Origin of the sequence: Sphingobacterium sp. CZ-UAM (assembly GCF_002000245.1) — a bacterium.
Classification (GTDB): Bacteria; Bacteroidota; Bacteroidia; order Sphingobacteriales; family Sphingobacteriaceae; genus Sphingobacterium.
This window is the reverse complement of the sequence record NZ_MTCM01000007.1, coordinates 156446-175012: the sequence shown is the minus strand read 5'-3', so window position 1 is coordinate 175012 and position 18567 is coordinate 156446. Positions and strand designations below refer to the sequence as shown.

Annotated in this window: 10 protein-coding genes; all 10 read left to right on the top strand. The window is 46.2% G+C overall.

Annotation, left to right across the window (positions count from 1 at the left end):
• Positions 1-57 precede the first annotated feature (57 nt).
• The 10 genes from BWD42_RS21330 (at position 58) to BWD42_RS21285 (ending at position 18566) form a co-directional block, all read left to right on the top strand.
• The gene (locus BWD42_RS21330) at positions 58-657 is read left to right on the top strand and encodes an RNA polymerase sigma-70 factor (RefSeq protein WP_077438429.1); all 600 of its coding nucleotides are present in this window, start codon (positions 58-60) and stop codon (positions 655-657) included.
• 65 nt (positions 658-722) lie between these two features.
• Positions 723-1943, top strand: a complete 1221-nt coding sequence (locus tag BWD42_RS21325; protein WP_139351237.1) for a FecR family protein — start codon at positions 723-725, stop codon at positions 1941-1943.
• Between the two features lie 279 nt (positions 1944-2222).
• Complete coding sequence (locus tag BWD42_RS21320) at positions 2223-5753, top strand: SusC/RagA family TonB-linked outer membrane protein (RefSeq protein WP_175992115.1); 3531 nt, start codon at positions 2223-2225, stop codon at positions 5751-5753.
• 11 nt (positions 5754-5764) lie between these two features.
• The gene (locus BWD42_RS21315; RefSeq protein WP_077438426.1) at positions 5765-7522 is read left to right on the top strand and encodes a RagB/SusD family nutrient uptake outer membrane protein; all 1758 of its coding nucleotides are present in this window, start codon (positions 5765-5767) and stop codon (positions 7520-7522) included.
• A gap of 81 nt (positions 7523-7603) precedes the next feature.
• Positions 7604-10255 carry an alpha-L-fucosidase gene (locus BWD42_RS21310; RefSeq protein WP_077438425.1) on the top strand — a complete coding sequence of 884 codons (2652 nt, stop codon included), beginning with the start codon at positions 7604-7606 and terminating at the stop codon, positions 10253-10255.
• A gap of 15 nt (positions 10256-10270) precedes the next feature.
• Positions 10271-11233 (top strand): SGNH/GDSL hydrolase family protein, encoded by a 963-nt coding sequence (locus BWD42_RS21305; RefSeq protein WP_077438424.1) that lies wholly within the window; start codon positions 10271-10273, stop codon positions 11231-11233.
• Positions 11234-11258: 25 nt separating this feature from the next.
• Entirely contained in the window at positions 11259-13097 is a 1839-nt protein-coding gene (locus tag BWD42_RS21300) for an alpha-L-fucosidase (protein WP_077438423.1), read from the top strand.
• Between the two features lie 127 nt (positions 13098-13224).
• A complete protein-coding gene (locus BWD42_RS21295; RefSeq protein WP_077438422.1) occupies positions 13225-14508 on the top strand; it encodes a Gfo/Idh/MocA family protein in 1284 nt (427 codons plus the stop codon).
• Between the two features lie 273 nt (positions 14509-14781).
• Positions 14782-15792, top strand: a complete 1011-nt coding sequence (locus BWD42_RS21290) for a LacI family DNA-binding transcriptional regulator (RefSeq protein WP_077438421.1) — start codon at positions 14782-14784, stop codon at positions 15790-15792.
• 191 nt (positions 15793-15983) lie between these two features.
• Complete coding sequence (locus BWD42_RS21285) at positions 15984-18566, top strand: alpha-amylase family glycosyl hydrolase (RefSeq protein WP_077438420.1); 2583 nt, start codon at positions 15984-15986, stop codon at positions 18564-18566.
• The last annotated feature ends 1 nt before the right edge of the window (position 18567 follow it).

Here is an 18567-nt window from a genome sequence, read left to right as displayed (position 1 = left end):
TAAAATGATTTGAATTATTGCGCTGAAGTCGCTAACTTCATGTTGAAATAATCAATTATGGACACCTATCACTGCATGCCTGAGAATGAACTCTTGCGCCTACTCCGTTGTGGGGATATGCAGGCCTTTGATGTCTTGTACCATCGTTACAGCCATACCATTTACGCCAATATCCTTAAATTCATCAAGGATAAAACTGTTGCCGAAGATCTGCTTCAGGATGTGTTTGTCCGGATATGGGAGAATAGGTTAAAAATAGATCCCGAACAGTCATTTGCCGCTTTTTTATACACCTGTTCGCGCAATATCACCTTTAATTTTAGAAGAAGGCTAAAATTGGAGCTGGAGTCAGCCATTCAGCTGGCGCAGGAGGCAGTGGAAGGGGAAAATTCCATCGACCGGATGTTGGATTCAAAGGAAGCGCAGCAATGGGTCGAACAACTCCTGCACAAATTACCGCAGCAGCGGCAAAAAATATTTCGACTTTCTAAACTAGAGGGAAAGAGCTATCAGGAGATCGCCCAGGAAATGGGGATTTCGGTTTCCACAGTCCGTGACCATATCGTCAAAGCCAACAAATTTATCCGCAATGCTGCCTTACAGGACAATGGTTTTTCTGCATTCATGTTTGCCTTACTGCTTTTTTCAGGAAAATAAAAAAAATTGCCGATCGAGCAGACCTTAATTTTATCTCGTGTGTATTTACCTAAAATTACAGCACGGTGGATAATCGTAAATCTAAAATAGACCAATTACTTCAAAAGTATAAAGCGGGAAATTGTACGGTCGAGGAAATGACCTGGCTGCGGACGGCTTTAGCCGAAGCCGATCCCGAAGCCGATGTGGACCAGGCTATCATCGAGAGCCTGCTACAGCCTGTCGACGGGCTGAATGCAAGTGAATCCCACTTGGAAAAAACGCTTGAGAATATTAAAAGGCAGATCGCTGGGCAGCAGGTGAAAAAAAGATCGCTGCGCCTCATGCGATGGCCCTATTGGGCAGCTGCAGGGATTCTTTTCCTTTCGCTCTTCACCCTATTGATCCGGAATCAATACCCAGATACGGTGCAGCAGCTCACCAAGCATACTGTACGGCAACAGATATTGCCTGAAGAACTGCCGCCGGGCGGTAATCGGGCAACATTACGTTTGGCGGATGGTTCTCTCGTTCAACTCAACGATCAGCAATCCGGTATCATTATGGGCGATGAAATTACATATGCCAATGGTCAACCGTTGCAGAGCGGAAAGATGGGGCGAAATCAAGAAACAAATGACCTGAGCAAGGTGATGTTGGAACTGAGCACGCCAGTCGGGGGAATGTACCAGATTACATTGCCCGATGGAACGAAGGTCTGGCTCAACGCGGCATCCTCGTTGCACTATCCAGCGCGATTTGCACAGCATGAACGCAAAGTGACGTTGAAAGGTGAAGCTTTCTTTGAGGTAAGGAAAGATATCGCACGACCCTTTAAGGTGTTGAGTCAGGGACAGGAAGTGCAGGTACTTGGGACTGCTTTCAACGTCAATGCTTATCCAGATAATAAACTGATCAAAACGACCCTAGTCAACGGACGGATTAAATTATCCAATGAGAATCCGGCCATCGCGGCGGTCTACCTACAGCCAGGGCAGCAGTCCAGCACCAACGCCACCGGTATCATTCGGGTCGCACAGGTGGATCCCGCTGCTTTTACCGCCTGGAAAGAGGGACTATTTTATTTTGATGAAACACCGCTGGCCGAAGCATTGCGGCAAATCGGACTTTGGTACGATGTTGAGGTGAAATACAGTTCTTCTGTACCACAAACTCATTTTTATGGTCGCATAAAGCGTGACAAGCCGCTAGGGGAAGTGCTGGAGGTACTTGCCGAGGGGGGACTACGTTTTGAACTTGTTAAAGCCCGGGACAAACGCGTGCTATTTGTAACTGCGCAGCCTTGATCCACCTATTGAAAAAGGAACTAAACTAAAAACCCAAATAACCATGAAAACAAACCGGCTAATGAAACCTACTTAAACAGGAATAAGGGATACATGCCGTATAAAAAAGACAGTGCTGGGGGGCACTGTCTCGAATGGCTGCATGTACCTACTTAAATGCCCGAGGGCAAAAATGTTGATAACCATTTATAAATAAATACAAAACCATACAAACATATGATTTTTTATCCATTTGTTAGGCTACATCCGTGGAGTTTAACGATACGCAGTATACTGATTATGAAATTGATTATACTCATTTCCTTGCTGACTATAATGCAGGTGTTTGCTGAAGGAAATGCACAAACTATCAATCTTACCGCAAAACATGTGACTTTAAACCAGGTCATGCGCAGCATTCAGCAGCAAAGCGGACTCAACTTTTTTTTAAATGGTAAGGCGCTGGCGCAGTCAAGGCTATCGGTCAATATACGCAATGCCAGATTGGAGGATGCCATGAATGCGATTGCCGCACCGCTCCAGCTGGATTGGATTAAAAAGGATGAGGTCATTATCTTAAAACCGCGACGAAAGGATCATGCGGTCGACGAGATGCCGCAGCAGCGCAGCATAGGCGGGCGTGTGGTTAATAGCAAGGGCGAAGCGCTCATGGGAACCACCGTAACGGTAAAGGGAACCAACGTCTCCACAAACTCCGCCCAGGACGGTAGTTTTACCATTCTGCTTCCGGCAGGGAGCAATACCCTGATTTTTTCAAATGTAGGCTATCAAAGACTCGAAAAGACAGTCAGCGATGACGACCAGCTGCAGGTTGTCCTACAGGAAGAAGTTAGTGGTCTAGAGGAGGTGGTCGTCGTCGGCTATGGGAGTCAAAAACGCGCCAATGTGATCGGTGCTGTATCCACAGTGAACGGAAGTTCTTTGGAAAATAGATCAACTTCGACATTGTCCTCCTCCTTGGCAGGCCTAGCTGCGGGGGTAAATGTACAGACTACCACGGGCAAGCCAGGGGCAGACGGCGCCACGATCCTTATCCGTGGTAAAGGAACGCTAAATAATACCGCTCCATTGGTCGTGATCGATGGTATCGTGGGATCTATGGACGCCGTTAACCCCAATGACGTGGAGTCTGTCTCAGTCTTAAAAGACGCAGCAACGGCAGCGATCTATGGTTCACTTGGGTCAAACGGTGTTATTGTCATTACGACAAAGAAAGGTGCCAGAGGAAAAAATAATCTTTCGTATAGTGGAATGGTTTCGATGTTGCGCCCCAACAATGTGCCTGAGTTTATTACCGATTACCCGCGCCATATGCAGCTGGTCAATGAGGGTTTTACCAACCTGGGGCAAGCGGCAGTATATACCGATGCGACAATCAAGCTGTGGGAAGACGCAAAGAAAGATCCAGAAGGATTGACGGAATTCGGGATACCCAATAAAGTCGCCTATCCGAATACGGATTGGGGCGATGTGCTGTTCGGGCAGCGTAAGCTCCTGCAAAACCATAACCTCTCACTCAATGGCGGAACTGAAAATACGCAGTACCTTTTCTCCGTGGGTTACTTCAATAATCCGGGTACCATGCCAAAAACAGGAGCCGATAAAATCCGTATGCGCATTAATCTGCAATCCAAAGTAGCGAAATTTTTGACGGTGGGAACACAGACCTTTGGGGACATGCAAAATTTAAGTGTAGCGGATGTCGGTACCGCCTATGCCTACCTCACCCAGACTGTCCCCGGCGTGTACCCTTATTACAATGGGGTTTACGGATTCCCGGCTGCAGCCGAAGAATCGGCTACGGCCAACAATGCGCTGGCTTTTTTGAACAGCATGGATGGTAAAAACCAGGTGAACCGCTTCAATACAACGGTTTTTGCGAAATTAAACCTGATGAAGGGACTGGAGTTTGAGTCCAAGATCAATTACAATCAGGCTTATTCTGAAAACAATTGGTATCTGGTGCCTTATGAAAAATGGAATTTTGCGACGAACAAATTAAGTACGGCAGCCTTGTCCCCAGGACAGCTGACTACACAATATAATATGACCAAGAGTTACAATGTCATCGTAGACAATGTGCTACGCTACAACGGCTCTTTTGGAAAACATGATGTTGGCGGTATTGTAGGCTATAACGAGCAATACTTCAATCAATACAATACAGGGGCAGCCAAACTGGGGCTCGTACATCCCGATCTGACAACCTTTAATTCTGCGACGACCATGAGTTCGATTAACGGCGACGAATTTGACTATGGACTGCGTTCGTTCTTTGGCCGGGCCAATTATGCCTATGCAAATAAATATCTCGCCGAAGCGGTATTGCGTTACGATGGTTCGTCCCGTTTCGGTGCCGCCAAACGCTGGGGTTTCTTTCCAGCATTTTCAGCAGGCTGGCGCATTTCGGAAGAATCCTTTATGGAAGCTATAAAGCCCGTTGTGGATGACTTGCGAATCAGGGCTTCCTGGGGGAAGACCGGAAACAATGCCTCGGGCAACTATGATCACCTACCTTCTTATGGTTCGGTTAATTATTCGTTCAACAATCAGGCTATCCGTGGTCTGGCCCAAACCAAATTAGGTAATGATCGCCTGCATTGGGAAACTACCACCACAACCAATCTAGGTTTTACCGGTACTGCATTACAGGGTAAGTTGAGCCTGGAATTTGATGTCTACCGTGCTTACACCGATGGTATCTTATATGTTCCGAATATTCCGGCGACGGTGGGGACAGCCCAGCCGGCAACGATGAATATCGCTGAAGTGAGCAAGCGGGGGCTGGAGCTCAGTCTCGGCTATCAGGGGCGTGTCAATGATTTCAAATATAGCCTATCTGGAAATTTTGCCTACAATACCAACCGGGTGGAGAAATACAAGGGCCTGCTTTCGGAGGGCTATGTTACTGACGCTGCCGGCAATCGGGTATACCAGTCCAATATTGGTCTGGTTTCTGCCGGCGCCAATCAACGTGTGATCGAAGGACATGAAATCAATGAGTATTATTTATATAATACCTATCGTGGTTCGGGCAGCCACTTTTTGGCAGATGGTTCGGTAGATAAAAATGGTGGACCCCGCGATGGGATGATCCGCACCGAGCAGGATATGGAATGGCTAAAGGCCATGGCAGCCGCCGGCTACTCCTTTCAGCCAGCAGATGGTATAGATTCAACGAAAATCTGGTATGGTGACCTGATCTATTCGGATCTGAACGGGGATGGCATTTACGGTAATGTCTATGACCAAAAATTTATGGGCAAACGCGCAACGCCGGCATTCAATTATGGCTTAAGTGTCAACCTGGCCTATAAAAACTTCGATGCGGCGATGATTTGGTCAGCTTCTTCAGGTGTTTCTTATTATTGGAACGAACTGTACCTCAATTCTTCTATCGTGGCACAGGGCAAGTCCGTTCCAGCTTTGGTGGCCAATGATCACTATTATTACAATGCCGCCAATCCCGCTGATCCCAACAATCGGATCGACGGCTATTATCCACGCTTGAAGGGAGTGACCGATGCGCAGAACGGACGCACCAGCAATTTCTATCTGTACAACGCTTCTTTTGTCAAGTTGCGCAATTTGCAGATAGGATATAGCCTTCCCGAGCGTTTGGCCAGCCGGTTTTCAATCGCTAAGCTGCGCATCTTTTTGGCGGGTGAAAACTTGCTGACCTGGACAAAATTCCCCGGACTGGATCCCGAAATCGGACCTGCTAGCAATGATCCTTCATTAATCAACGCTTCCACTGTCAATTATCCGACTATGCGCCAGTATTCGTTGGGACTTAACCTTACTTTTTAATTTGAACGAACATGAAAAAAATTATAGCGATTTTATTGATCTCGGGATTACTTGGATGTAAGCGGGATCTGTTGGATACTTCACCCTATTCATCCGTATCCACGGCAACGATGTGGACAACGGATAATCTGACTGACCTGGGGGTAGCTGGGATATATGGTTCCTTCAGACTACTCATGGGGCATAGCGGTTTGATTTCACCCTATGAGCTGTACCAGTTTGACCGTTTTTCGTTTACCGGACAGGGACGTTTTGACGAACCGCTACTAACGGGAACCATCACTGCTGGTGATCCTTTATTTTTAAAAGTGTGGCAGATCCAGTACGAAGGAATCCAGCGGGCCAACGACGCCTTGAAAAATATACCGCTCAAGTCACCTTCAACAGCAGAAAAGAAAGCCAGATACTTAGCGGAGGCGAAATTTTTGCGCGCCTACTTTTACTTCAGGCTCAATCAATTGTACAAAGGCGTACCAATTTACCTTGAACCATTTACAGCAAGCGAAGCCATCAAGGCACGTAATTCGGAGGCTGAAGTCTGGGATCAGATCCTGAAAGATCTCAATGACTGTATCGCTGAACCCAATTTTCCAGATCGCTATCCTGCGGGCAATGCGAATTATGGGCACGCAACGAAAGCCGCGGCCTATGCCCTGCGTGGTAAAGTATTTCTTTACCGTAAGGAATGGGCAAAGGCTACTGCAGACTTTCAGAAAGTAAAAGATGCCGGACACAGCCTTTTCGGAGATTATAAAGCCCTGTTTAAAGAGGCAAATGAACAATGTCCAGAAATGATCTTTTCCATTCAGCATAGGGGTGAATCCGGTTATGGTAATAATATGCAGCTGTTCTGCGGTTGGCCGTCGGTCTACTCGCGTGGCTGGAACTATTATATGCCCTCCCCACATCTCGTTGATCTATACGAAAACAAGGACGGTTCGAAGTTTGAATGGGATAAAGTCATTCCGGGTTATTCAAGTTTAAAAGAGAATGAGCGTGAGGTATTTTTTCTGCGCAATAATCTGACAGCAGCAGAACAGGCTGCAGCGGCTCAGCGGGGCGCTAAGATGAGCTTATACCTGCCGCAGGGCAATGAAGAACGAATTAAGAAAGCGTACGAAAATAGAGACCCACGCCTGCAGGCCAATATTGTGACACCTTATGCTACTTTTCGGGGTGCATACAACTTTACAAATGTGGAGAGCACTCAGGTGATGCGCTGGCCCTTCCGTGGACAGGCTCAGGTGGATGGGGATATCCAAAGCGATACGCAGATCAATTTCTTTTACTTCTACCGTAAGTTTGTGGCCGAAGGAACCAATGAATTGATAGACCGTAATTATGGTCCCATCGATTTCCCGATATTCCGGTATGCCGATATATTGCTGATGTGGGCTGAGGCCCTGAATGAAGATGGTCAGCTCAATGCAGCCCTTGCCAAGGTCAATGAAGTCCGCCAGCGCGCAGGCGTGGCACTGCTCAATTCCAATGCCGCAACTGCGGTGGCCGGCAAAGAGGATTTACGCCGTCGCATCCAAAATGAACGCCGGGTGGAATTTCCCAATGAAGGCATCAATTATTTTGACGAACTGCGCTGGGGCACCTGGAAAGAAAAAGTATTTCAACCGGGCAATGGCCGAAAACAGGTGTGGGGAACAAATGTGAGCAATTACAGTTATAAAGGTGACTTCCTCGATGTATGGCCGATCCCGACATCAGAAAGACAAATGAATGTCAACCTTACCCAAAATCCGGGTTGGGTAGATTAGTTTTACAGATTATCAGAAGTCAAAGCGATCCCATATCGTGTGGATGATCTTTGGCTTCTGATCAGACAAACCTAACATTATATGATACGAATACCTTATCTGTTGCTGTTTCTTATAGTACCTTTTTTCTGCTCAGCGGCGACAGGCACTGATAGCAGTGCACTGGTGAAAAAAGGCTTTCAGCTTGCGGAAAAACAGTATGATTTGCTTTTTAATGAACATAAAGATCTCAGCTTGTACCCACGTTCGGCTGATCCGAATGGAAAAACATCGTTTACAAGCATCAGCGATTGGACCGGAGGTTTCTGGCCGGGATGCCTTTGGTATGTTTTTGAATATACTGCTAAAGATAAATGGCGTGATGCAGCACTTAAATGGACCAACTCCCTGCGTGAGAACCAGTTCAATACCAATCACCATGATATCGGTTTTGTCATGAACTGTAGTTATGGTAATGCCTATCGCCTGACCGGAGATACCACTTTTAAAGCCATTCTGATTCAGAGCGCAAAGTCCTTGCTCACACGGTTCAATCCAAAGGTCGGTGCGATCAAATCCTGGAATAGTTTTGCCTCTTGGGATGGCGTGCATAACTACAGCTTTCCGGTCATTATTGATAATATGATGAATCTGGAACTGCTTTTCCTGGCCTCAAAGCTTTCTGGTAATCCTGTCTATCGGGAGGTCGCTGTCCGGCATGCCGAGACCACTTTGAAAAATCAGTACCGCCCGGATTTTAGTTCCTATCATGTGGTCAACTATGATCCTGAGACTGGCCAGGTTCTGAGCAGGGAAACGGCGCAAGGCTTTTCCGACAACTCGGCCTGGGCTAGGGGTCAGGCCTGGGGACTCTATGGTTTTACGGTGATGTACCGTGAAACCAGGGACCCGAAATATCTGCAGGCCGCTATAAAAATGGCAGATTTTTACAGCAAACACCCGCGGCTTCCTAACGATAAGGTTCCACTATGGGATTTTGACGTTGACCAACCCGGATTTGTGCCAAACTGGGACTATCGCAAGACCGATTTTGCATCGGTACCACGTGATGCTTCGGCAGCCGCGGTAACAGCCTCAGCATTGCTTGAGCTCGTGGGATATGTACAGCCCCAACAGCAGCAGGCTTATTCACAGCTTGCTCAGACCATTCTTGAGTCGCTGGCATCCGAGCATTACTCCAGCAAGGTAGGTGAAAATGGTTATCTTCTTTTAAAGCATAATGTGGGAAGTATTCCGCATAAAGGTGAAATCGATGTGCCCCTAATTTATGCGGATTATTATTATCTGGAAGCCTTGTTGCGCTGGAATAAATTGGTCAACGAATCAGAGCAGAAAATCATGCGGGAATGGAAAGCAATGCATGCGAAGAAAGCTGCCGCCTGCGCTGATTTTCAAAAGCAGAAATTTGGCATGTTTATCCATTGGGGACTTTATGCCATCCCTGGCGGAATCTGGAATGGACAGAAAATTGAAGCCATGGGGAGTCCGGGAGTAGCGGAGTGGATCCAGCTCGTGGCTAAAATCCCTCGGTCTAGCTACGAAAATTTGGCCAGGCAATTTAATCCGGCCGCCTTTGATGCCGATGAAATTGTGAGACTGGCTAAACAGGCCGGTATGAAATACCTGGTCGTGACCAGCAAGCACCATGATGGTTTTGCCATGTATGACTCTAAGGTCAGTGCTTTTAACATCGTGCAGGCGACACCCTTAAAAAGAGATGTGATTCAGGAACTGTATGATGCTTGTCTGCGTCAGGGACTCGACTTTGGATTATATTATTCCCATAACATTGACTGGAAAGATGGCAGCGATGCGCAGTATGCTCTGACCAAAGCACATGATGCCCAGCTGAATAGAAAGACGGATGCCTTTGGGGCCAACCGTTGGGACCCTAGTCCAAATTCCTTTGCCGCTTACCTCCAGGAAAAAGCAATTCCACAGGTAGTGGAACTGCTGCAACGCTATAAAAAGTTAAAATATATCTGGTTTGATATGCCGGGATTGATGACCCCACAGCAGAGCTTCCGTTTTTACAAGACCGTGTATGATCTTAATCCGGAAGTTATTGTATCCGAGCGTATCGGCAATGGCATGGGCGATTATGATATCCCGGGTGACAACCGTATTCCGGCGGCCAATGAACGTTTTGACAAGCCCTGGGAAGCGATCGGTACATTTAATCATTCCTGGGGCTATAAATCTTACGATCAGGATTGGAAATCCATCGACGAATTGCGGTATTGGCTCTTGGAAATCTGCAGCAAAGGAGGCAATTACATGCTCAATATTGGACCCGATGCCCAGGGGCAACTTGCCGAACAGGTTAAACAAAATCTTAGTATATTAGGGGACTGGCTCAAGACCAACGGCGAAGCGATATACGGCAGCAAGCCCTGGATAGTACAGCACGAAGGACCTACAGTAATCCAGATTACAGACACCGAACAGCGGGAAAAGGAAGGTTTTAAAGCCAATTTTACAGCGTCTGATTTTTGGTTTACCCAAAAACAGGATGCCCTTTATGCGCTGGCAATGGTAGCTCCGGCTGATGGTAAAGTCAGCTTGCGCAGCCTCAACCAACATACCGCTCGGGTGCGCTCCGTGGAAGTTCTTGGCGGCGGCAATGTAGTTTTTCAACAAGATCAGGAAGGTCTGCATCTGCAACTTCCAAAGGGCATGTCACAAAACACGTTGGGATATGCACTTAAAATTAGGATTGAAAAATCAATATAAAACCTGAATAAACGCATGTTAAACCGAATAAAACTAATTTGCTTCCTTTTCCTCTGTTGCCTAAGTATAGGGAATATTCCGCTGCATGGACAAACGAATGTCGTCGAGCCGATAGGAAGCGATGCCGGACCGGTAATTTTTTTGGGAAATAGTATCACTTACGCGGGCCAATATGTAGCGATGACCGAAAGCTTGTTGCTGATGGCGCAAGACCAAAGTAAAAGCCAGTTTATCAACCTGGGATTGCCCAGTGAAACGGTATCCGGATTAAGTGAACCAAATCATGCCAATGGAAAGTTTCCCCGCCCATGCCTTTTCGATCGCCTGGATACCCTACTGGACAAGGTTAAGCCTCGATTGGTGTTTGTGTGTTATGGGATGAATGATGGTATTTACCTCCCTTTTGATAGCAGCCGATTTGAAGTTTATCAAGCTGGTATAATGCGCTTGCATGACCGATTACAACATGCAGGTGTGAAACGTATCATTTGGCTGACTCCACCTGTACATGATGATCCAAAGTTACGCCTTCAAGGTTATAACCAAGTCTTGGATAGCTACGCCTCTTGGTTACAGACAAAAGCGGCTAAGGAGCAGTGGGAAGTAGTCGACCTACATTTTCCGATGAAAGCTTATCTAGAAGAACAGCTAAAATTGGATAGCACATTTAAATTAGCATCCGATGGTATTCATCCGGAAACCTTGGGACATTGGCTGATGGCCAAAACAATTATTGCACATCTGTTGCCCGGAACAGCACTTGCACCTACTTGGGAGCAGGAGCTGAAAAGCCTGCCAAAACTCCAAAAAATATATCCTTTGGTGCTCAAAAGGCAGACGATCATGAAAGATGCCTGGCTGACTCATATCGGACACAAACGCCCTGGTATGGTTAAAGGTCGCCCTATAGCAGAAGCGCAACGGATCTATCAACAGCTGCAACTGGAAATTGCAGCATTATGCTCCGATCTCAACTGAACTTTTATGTATAAACTGAATAAGAATGAAAATTAACTTTTTAAAATGGAAATGTGCAGCGGCACTGGGAATGCTGCTGTGCATGACCGAGGGATCATTTGCCCAGACAAAATCACAGCCCTATGAGGGGGTGCCCGGATGGACCGAAAGCCAGGACAAACGGATGGAATGGTTTAGAGAAGCACGTTTTGGCCTTTTTATCCACTGGGGATTGTACAGTGCGGCTGGTGGAAGTTTTGAAGGAAAACAATATCCACAGCACTATGCCGAATGGATCCAGACCTGGGGTAAAATCCCCAGCAAGCAGTATGCAGCGGTGCTGAAACCAAAATTTACCTTGCGTTCATTTGAACCCAAAGCCTGGGCACGTCTGGCCAAAAAAGCTGGAATGAAATATATGGTCTTGACGTCCAGACATCATGAAGGTTTTAGCCTATTTAATAGCCAGCAGCCATACGCTGTAAAGAATGACATTACTGGCAGTGCAAACTTATCGCCAAAAGGCCGGGATTTATATAAAGAAATCATGAGTGCATTTCGTCAGGAAGGATTGAAAGTAGGTGCTTATTATTCATTGCTCGACTGGCAGCATCCAGATTCCTATGAAGCTTTTAATTTAAATCCGAATCCCGATAACCACAAGCCTGACCATAACCGCTATAAGGAATATCTCTATGGACAGATTAAGGAACTTGCGCAGAATTACGGTCCACTGGATATGCTGTGGCCTGACTTTAGCAGCAAACAGCACCAAGGTGAGGCATGGGGAACAAAACGTATATTGACAGATTTGATCAAATGGCAGCCGAATATCATTATCAACAATCGGTTTTGGGAGGGGCTGGAAAATAAAAACGGCGATATCGGAACACCTGAAAAATACATTCCACCAACAGGGCTTCCGGGGATGGATTGGGAGGTCAGCCATACCATGAACGAAAGTTACGGTTACAGTGCGCACGATCAAAATTGGAAAAGTTTCCCTAAAATCATGCAATTGTTTGTGGAAACGGTCAGCAAGGGAGGGAATTTCCTGTTAAATGTGGGGCCTGATGGAGATGGGGCTATTCCTGCGCCGGCCGTGGAGATAATGGAGCGTATCGGGGATTGGATGCAGGTCAATAGCGAGGCCATTTATGGGACAACAGCAAGCCCATTTCAAGCTTTGGACTGGGGGTATTGTACGCAAAAGGAAGGTAAATTATACTTGCATGTATTTGATCGGCCAGCAGGCGGAAGCATTGATCTGCCCATTAAAAATAAGGTCCTAGCAGCCTACGGATTGGCTGCTCCCAAGACCAGGCTGAAAGTGGAGACAAAGGCTGGAAAGCCCCAGATTCCGGTGGATGCATTTACTATTGAAAGTGGCCCCAAGGTGATCGTGGTCGAGATCCAGGGTAAACCGCTAGTGGAACAAAACCTGACACAGACCCAAGCCGATGGACGCATTATTATGAATGCCAATAATGCGAACCTGCAAGAGGCCAAAGGACTGAAGATTATCGGTGCCAATACCCATGATCCCAATCGTCCAAATGCTTTAGGGCAATGGAAAGATCCTAATGACCGGATCTATTGGGATATCAAAATCCAAAAACCGGGCAAATACCGTGTATTGATCAATTACCTGCCAAATGCTAAACATACAGGCACATTACTGCTTTCGGCACTTGGTCAGAAGTTCCCATTTGTTTTTGGCGTTGAAAACGGAAGCGGCTTTAAAGACGCTGAATTGGGAACACTCGAGGTGTCGCAACAGGTAATAGGCGAGCCGAGTACACGGATGAATTTACAGGCAACAGAAATCAAAGGCGACGCGCTGCCAGAAATTGCATCCATTACCCTGATTCCGATAAAAGAATAAATCCGGATAGGAAAACCTAAACAAAATTTATAAATCACCTGATGGACCGCCCTATTTAAAATCATCGCCAGCTGACTCTGCTGAATGAATTTTAAATAGGGATAAGGTTTATCCAAAAGTTTAAGACATGAAAAGAAGAGAATTTATAGCCAAGGGTGTACTTTCCTCACTGGCGTTTACCATTGTTCCGCGCGCTGTGTTGGGGGGAAATGGATTTTTAGCACCAAGTGACCGCATTAATCTGGGGTTTATTGGTGTCGGAAAACAATCCTATACCCTCATGAACGGGCTCAACCGTTGCAAGGAAATCGCTAGTTTGGCAGCCTGCGATGTAGACCGTAAAAAATTGCAGGCATTTATTGTGGGTACAACAAAAAAGCAGCTGGAACTTGGAAAGACGCAAAGTACGGTGACGGGTTATAGGCATTACCGTGAGCTATTGGAGCGGAAAGATATTGATGCGGTGGTGATCGCGACACCAGATCATTGGCATGCCCAGATTGCTGTGGATGCTGCTAAAGCCGGAAAGGATATTTACTGTGAAAAACCACTGGCGCTCACCATCGCCGAAGGACGTGCCATGGTGGATGCGACACGTAAGTTCAAAAGGGTATTCCAAACGGGGAGCATGCAACGTTCATCGTACAATTTTAGACAGGCAGCGGAATTGGTTTCGAATGGTTATATTGGAAAAATAAAAGAAATTAATGTTTCTGTCGGTGAACCCGTCAAACAATGTGACTTGCCTTCCATGCCGGCACCGGATTATCTGGATTGGGATATGTGGGTGGGGCCTTCACCTTACCGCGGGTATAATCCAATTTTGAGCCCGCCTATCGAAGATGATAAATGGGCCTGGTGGCGTGGCTACCGTGATTTTGGAGGGGGATATATCACCGATTGGGGTGCACATATGTTTGATATTGTACAGTGGGCATTGGGCATGGATAATTCAGGGCCGACGCAATTTCTACCGCCCAAACAAGCCAACAGCAGTAGCGGGCTCTCGTTTATTTATGCCAATGGGGTGAAAGTCAATCATGTCGCCTGGGGTGTACACAATGCGATTCAGTTTATAGGTGAAAAGGGGAAGATCGAAGTGAGCCGCGAATTTATACGTTCCAGTCCCGAAAATCTTGCTAATATGAAATTGTCTGCTTCTGATCGACGTCTTTATTATAGTGACAACCATTACCAGGATTTTGTGGATGCCATTAAGAAAAGAAGCAAACCAATCTGTGATGTGGAAATTGGTCATCGGACAAGTACGGTCTGCAATGCGGTCAATATCGCTTATGAGCTCCAGAAAGATCTGAAATGGGATCCTAAAAAAGAAGAATTTGATAATGAGTATGCCAATCTCCTGCGTAGCCGCCCTTATCGTGGTGAATGGGATTTCAGGAAGTTTTAACCAGGGCATCCGGCGCTTATTTCTATCATCTATACCTGTTATAACAGGCTCGGCAGCTCCAACTTGCTTCAAGTTGGGGCTGTTTTTGATAATGCGGTCATTCGTTTATCGCAGAGACAAAATGCAGTATCAAGTGCATTCATAGCACTAGGGCTGCTGAGAGAGACTGAAATTTGACCATGAACAAAAAGAAAATTTGTTATTCTGGAAAGATAATTGCTTTATTTGCATAACGCAATTATTAAGCGCTTAACAGCAGAGGGAACAACCGCTATGTCTCAATTAACAATCGTCGATCTGGCCAAAAAACTAGGTTTATCAAAATCAACCGTTTCCCGTGCATTTCGGGACAATGTGGACATCAATCCCGCAACCAAGGCCCGTATCCTGGCAATGGCCGAAGAAATCGGCTTTTCACCCAACGTGTATGCCAGCAGCCTTAAGGCAAATAAAAGCCTGACAATTGCAATCATCATTCCCGAATTTGGAAATAAGTTTTTCTCCCAGGCCATTAAGGGCATCGAAGCCGTGGCAAGGTCAAAAGGGTATCATACCTTGATCTATGTGACAGATCATCAGGTACAAAATGAAGCGTCGATTGTCCGTTCCTTGGTCAATGGTCGCGTGGATGGGGTTATTATCTCGGCATCAGGGGAGGGGAAAGATCATTCCCATATCCAACTGCTTGAGGAGCGGGGGATTCCGGTTATGTTTTTTGATCGGACCTATGACGATTGGAAGGGTGGTTATATCACGGGAAATGACCAGGATTCGGCTTACGAGGCGACGAAACATCTGATTGAAAACGACTGTAAAAGAATAGCATACCTAGCAATAAATCCCCATATATCTATTGGTAAAGTGCGTAAGGAAGGCTACGAGAAAGCCCTGACGGAAGCCGGATTACCTATTGATCCCAAATTGATACTTGATACCGTCAACGATGCCGAACAGAATATGAAGGATATCGCAAAGCTCATTGAAACAGAAAAACCGGATGCCATATTTGCGGCGGTCGAACGTTTGGCAATCTCGAGTATCCGGGTGGCAAAGCAATTAAATATACGGATTCCGGAACAGCTGAAAATAATCTGTTTTTCTTGTCTCGATATTGCGGACCTGATCGATCCGGCTCTCAGTGTCGTCAAACAACCCGCGTTCGAAATGGGCGAATTAGTGACAAAACTACTGTTGGAGAAGATGGATGACCCCGATAACGAAAAGTTTGCTAATTCGGTTTACCTTGATTCCCAGCTTATTTTTCAAGAATCCAGCCAGAAATAAGTAAAAAAATATTTGTTTTTAATATACCCAATACTTAGCTTTGATTCACTTCGGGAACATTCCCGAAGAATTAAATAATCAATTTTGTAAAAACATTGGAAGGGAATTAATAGGCAAATCGCAATAGGCGATTTCTTTTTTCCTTAGTTTCGGGAACGTTCCCAAAACAGGCCAAGCAAAGCTAATTATCGATGGGCAAGCATATCATTTATTACCTAGGGTATCTTTGGATACTCATCCTGTTGTCTTCGTGTGCCAACAAAAAGGATATTGTTGATCCCGAACAACTCCCTATCGCAGAGCCTGATGCTACCGGTCTGGTATATACTTCTTCGCCTTTTATCTTTTGGGATAAGGAAATTACCCTGCAATTTGATTTTTCGAAAGGTAACGGAGCCTTCAAAGGTAGTTCGGCCGATCTATACTTGCATATCGGATTGATCGCTGCTGCTGGGGGAGACTGGCAACATGTGCCGACCGATTGGAATAGGAACGATAATGCCTATAAACTACAATTTGTATCCACTGGTAAATACCGGTTCACCTTTAATCCGGCAACATTTTTTAAGCGTAGCAACGGTACCGGTTTTGGTCAGATCGCGCTGCTGGTGCGTAATGCGGACGGATCGTTGGTCCAACGCAACCGTGATGGTTCGGATTTATTTCTGCCACTGGCCGGCGAGCATGGCGCTATCCGCTTTCTTTCTCCGGTGGCGCAACCCACGAGTCCACTGCTGGCAGAAGATAACTATCGTGTTGGCGACCTGTTAACGCTCAAAGTGCAAGGCAGTCAGGCCGGGACAATGACCTTATGGGATAACGGTGTGCAAATTGCCCTAGAAGACAATGTGTCTTTGCTGGAAAAAAAGCTAAGTCTGCAAGTCGATGGCCTGCATGAAATTGAAGCCCGGCTCCAAAGTAATGGTAAGGTTGTGAGCAGTAAAATGCAGTTACTGGCACAGGCAAAACCTGCAATCGCCGCATTGCCAGCCGGGGTCAATCCAAATGGGGTTACGATTGACCGAACAAAAAAGCAGCTGAGTTTTGCGCTCACCGCACCCTTAAAAAAGAATGTATACCTACTAGGCGATTTTAACAGCTATAAGGCAACGTCGGCATATGCGATGAGCCAGACACCAGATGGAAAAACATGGTGGATAACCCTGTCGGATCTGGACTTTACAAAACCATATACCTATCAATTTCTGATCGATGGTCAGCAATATATAGCCGATCCCTATGCCGAACTGGTTCTCGATCCGCAAAACGATGCTGCATTGGGAACTAACATCGCCAGTCTGCCCGCTTATCCACAGGGGGGGCGCGGAATTGTTGCGGTACTAGACCTTGTTGCGAAACCTTATCCCTGGAAGGTCAGCTCTTTTGTTAAACCTGCCGCCGGGGATCTGCTGATCTATGAACTCCTGGTACGTGATTTTGTCAAGCAACATCAGTATGCGACACTCAAGGATTCGCTGTCCTATCTAAAACGCTTAGGGGTCAATGCGGTTGAACTGATGCCTGTACAGGAGTCTGAGGGCAATTCGACCTGGGGCTATAATCCCTCTTTTCATCGGGCACTGGATAAGTACTATGGATCAAAGAATGACTTTAAGGCTTACATTGATGCCTGTCACGAAAATGGCATTGCTGTTATCCTGGACGTGGTATTTAACCATGCCTTTGGCCAATCGCCAATGGTACAGCTGTATGCCGAAAATGCGAATGTTTCCAGTGATAATCCTTGGTTTAATACCATTGCCAGACATCCTTTTAACGTGGGCTTTGATTTTAATCATGAGAGTGCCTACACGCAGGCCTTTGTAAAAGATATGTTGAGCTATTGGTTAAAAGAATATAAGATCGATGGTTTTCGTTTTGATCTCTCGAAAGGTTTTACACAGAAAAATTCGGGTACATCGGAGACCGATCTATCGGCCTGGAATGCCTATGATGCCTCGCGTATTGCGATTTTAAAGCAGTACCAGCAGCATATCCACGACCTAGATCCAACTTGTTATGTGATTTTGGAACATCTGGGTGGCGAGCAGGAGGAAATGGAATTGGCGCAGTCCGGCATGTTGCTCTGGAATAATATGAATGCGGTCTTTAACGAGGCTGCGATGGGTTGGAACAGCAACAACGGATCTGACCTCGGTCGTCTCTTTGCCAGCAGTCATGGCATGTCACAGCCGGCATTTGTCTCCTATATGGAAAGTCACGACGAACAACGCCTGTTATTCAAATGCCTCAATTATGGAAATGCATCAGGAAATTACAGCGTAAAGAATTTAAATACCGCCTTGGCACGCATGGAGCAGGCTGCCCTGTTTTTATTGACCGCTCCAGGTCCCAAGATGATCTGGCAGTTTGGCGAATACGGTTATGATATCTCCATCGACGAAAATGGACGTACCGGGGAGAAACCAATCCTTTGGGATTACCTGAAACAGGATAAGCGTAAACAGCTTTTTGAGGTCTATGCCGCACTGACACGTTTCAAAATAAAGAACAGCATTTTCCGGGATGGAAAGATTGTAGAATCCGGAATGAAAGCGGCCATGAAATATTTTCTGTTGGAGAAAGAGGGGCAGCAGGTAGGGGTGCTTGGCAATTTTGGTGTGGAAACCACTGATTTTGCACTGCCACAGGCTTTACGTACCGTTTGGCAAAATAATTTTACAGGGAATACCCTGGATTGGACCAAGCAGACAAAGGTCAGTCTTCAGCCGGGAGAGTATCTACTGGTCAGCAAAACTAAACTAAATAAATAAA

What these genes read in the sequence shown, in the direction of transcription:
- BWD42_RS21310 (WP_077438425.1), top strand. Translation starts at nt 7,604, where the DNA reads ATGATACGAATACCTTATCTGTTGCTGTTTCTTATAGTACCTTTTTTC.
- BWD42_RS21290 (WP_077438421.1), top strand. Translation starts at nt 14,782, where the DNA reads ATGTCTCAATTAACAATCGTCGATCTGGCCAAAAAACTAGGTTTATCA.
- BWD42_RS21295 (WP_077438422.1), top strand. Translation starts at nt 13,225, where the DNA reads ATGAAAAGAAGAGAATTTATAGCCAAGGGTGTACTTTCCTCACTGGCG.
- BWD42_RS21285 (WP_077438420.1), top strand. Translation starts at nt 15,984, where the DNA reads ATGGGCAAGCATATCATTTATTACCTAGGGTATCTTTGGATACTCATC.
- BWD42_RS21330 (WP_077438429.1), top strand. Translation starts at nt 58, where the DNA reads ATGGACACCTATCACTGCATGCCTGAGAATGAACTCTTGCGCCTACTC.
- BWD42_RS21305 (WP_077438424.1), top strand. Translation starts at nt 10,271, where the DNA reads ATGTTAAACCGAATAAAACTAATTTGCTTCCTTTTCCTCTGTTGCCTA.
- BWD42_RS21315 (WP_077438426.1), top strand. Translation starts at nt 5,765, where the DNA reads ATGAAAAAAATTATAGCGATTTTATTGATCTCGGGATTACTTGGATGT.
- BWD42_RS21320 (WP_175992115.1), top strand. Translation starts at nt 2,223, where the DNA reads ATGAAATTGATTATACTCATTTCCTTGCTGACTATAATGCAGGTGTTT.
- BWD42_RS21300 (WP_077438423.1), top strand. Translation starts at nt 11,259, where the DNA reads ATGAAAATTAACTTTTTAAAATGGAAATGTGCAGCGGCACTGGGAATG.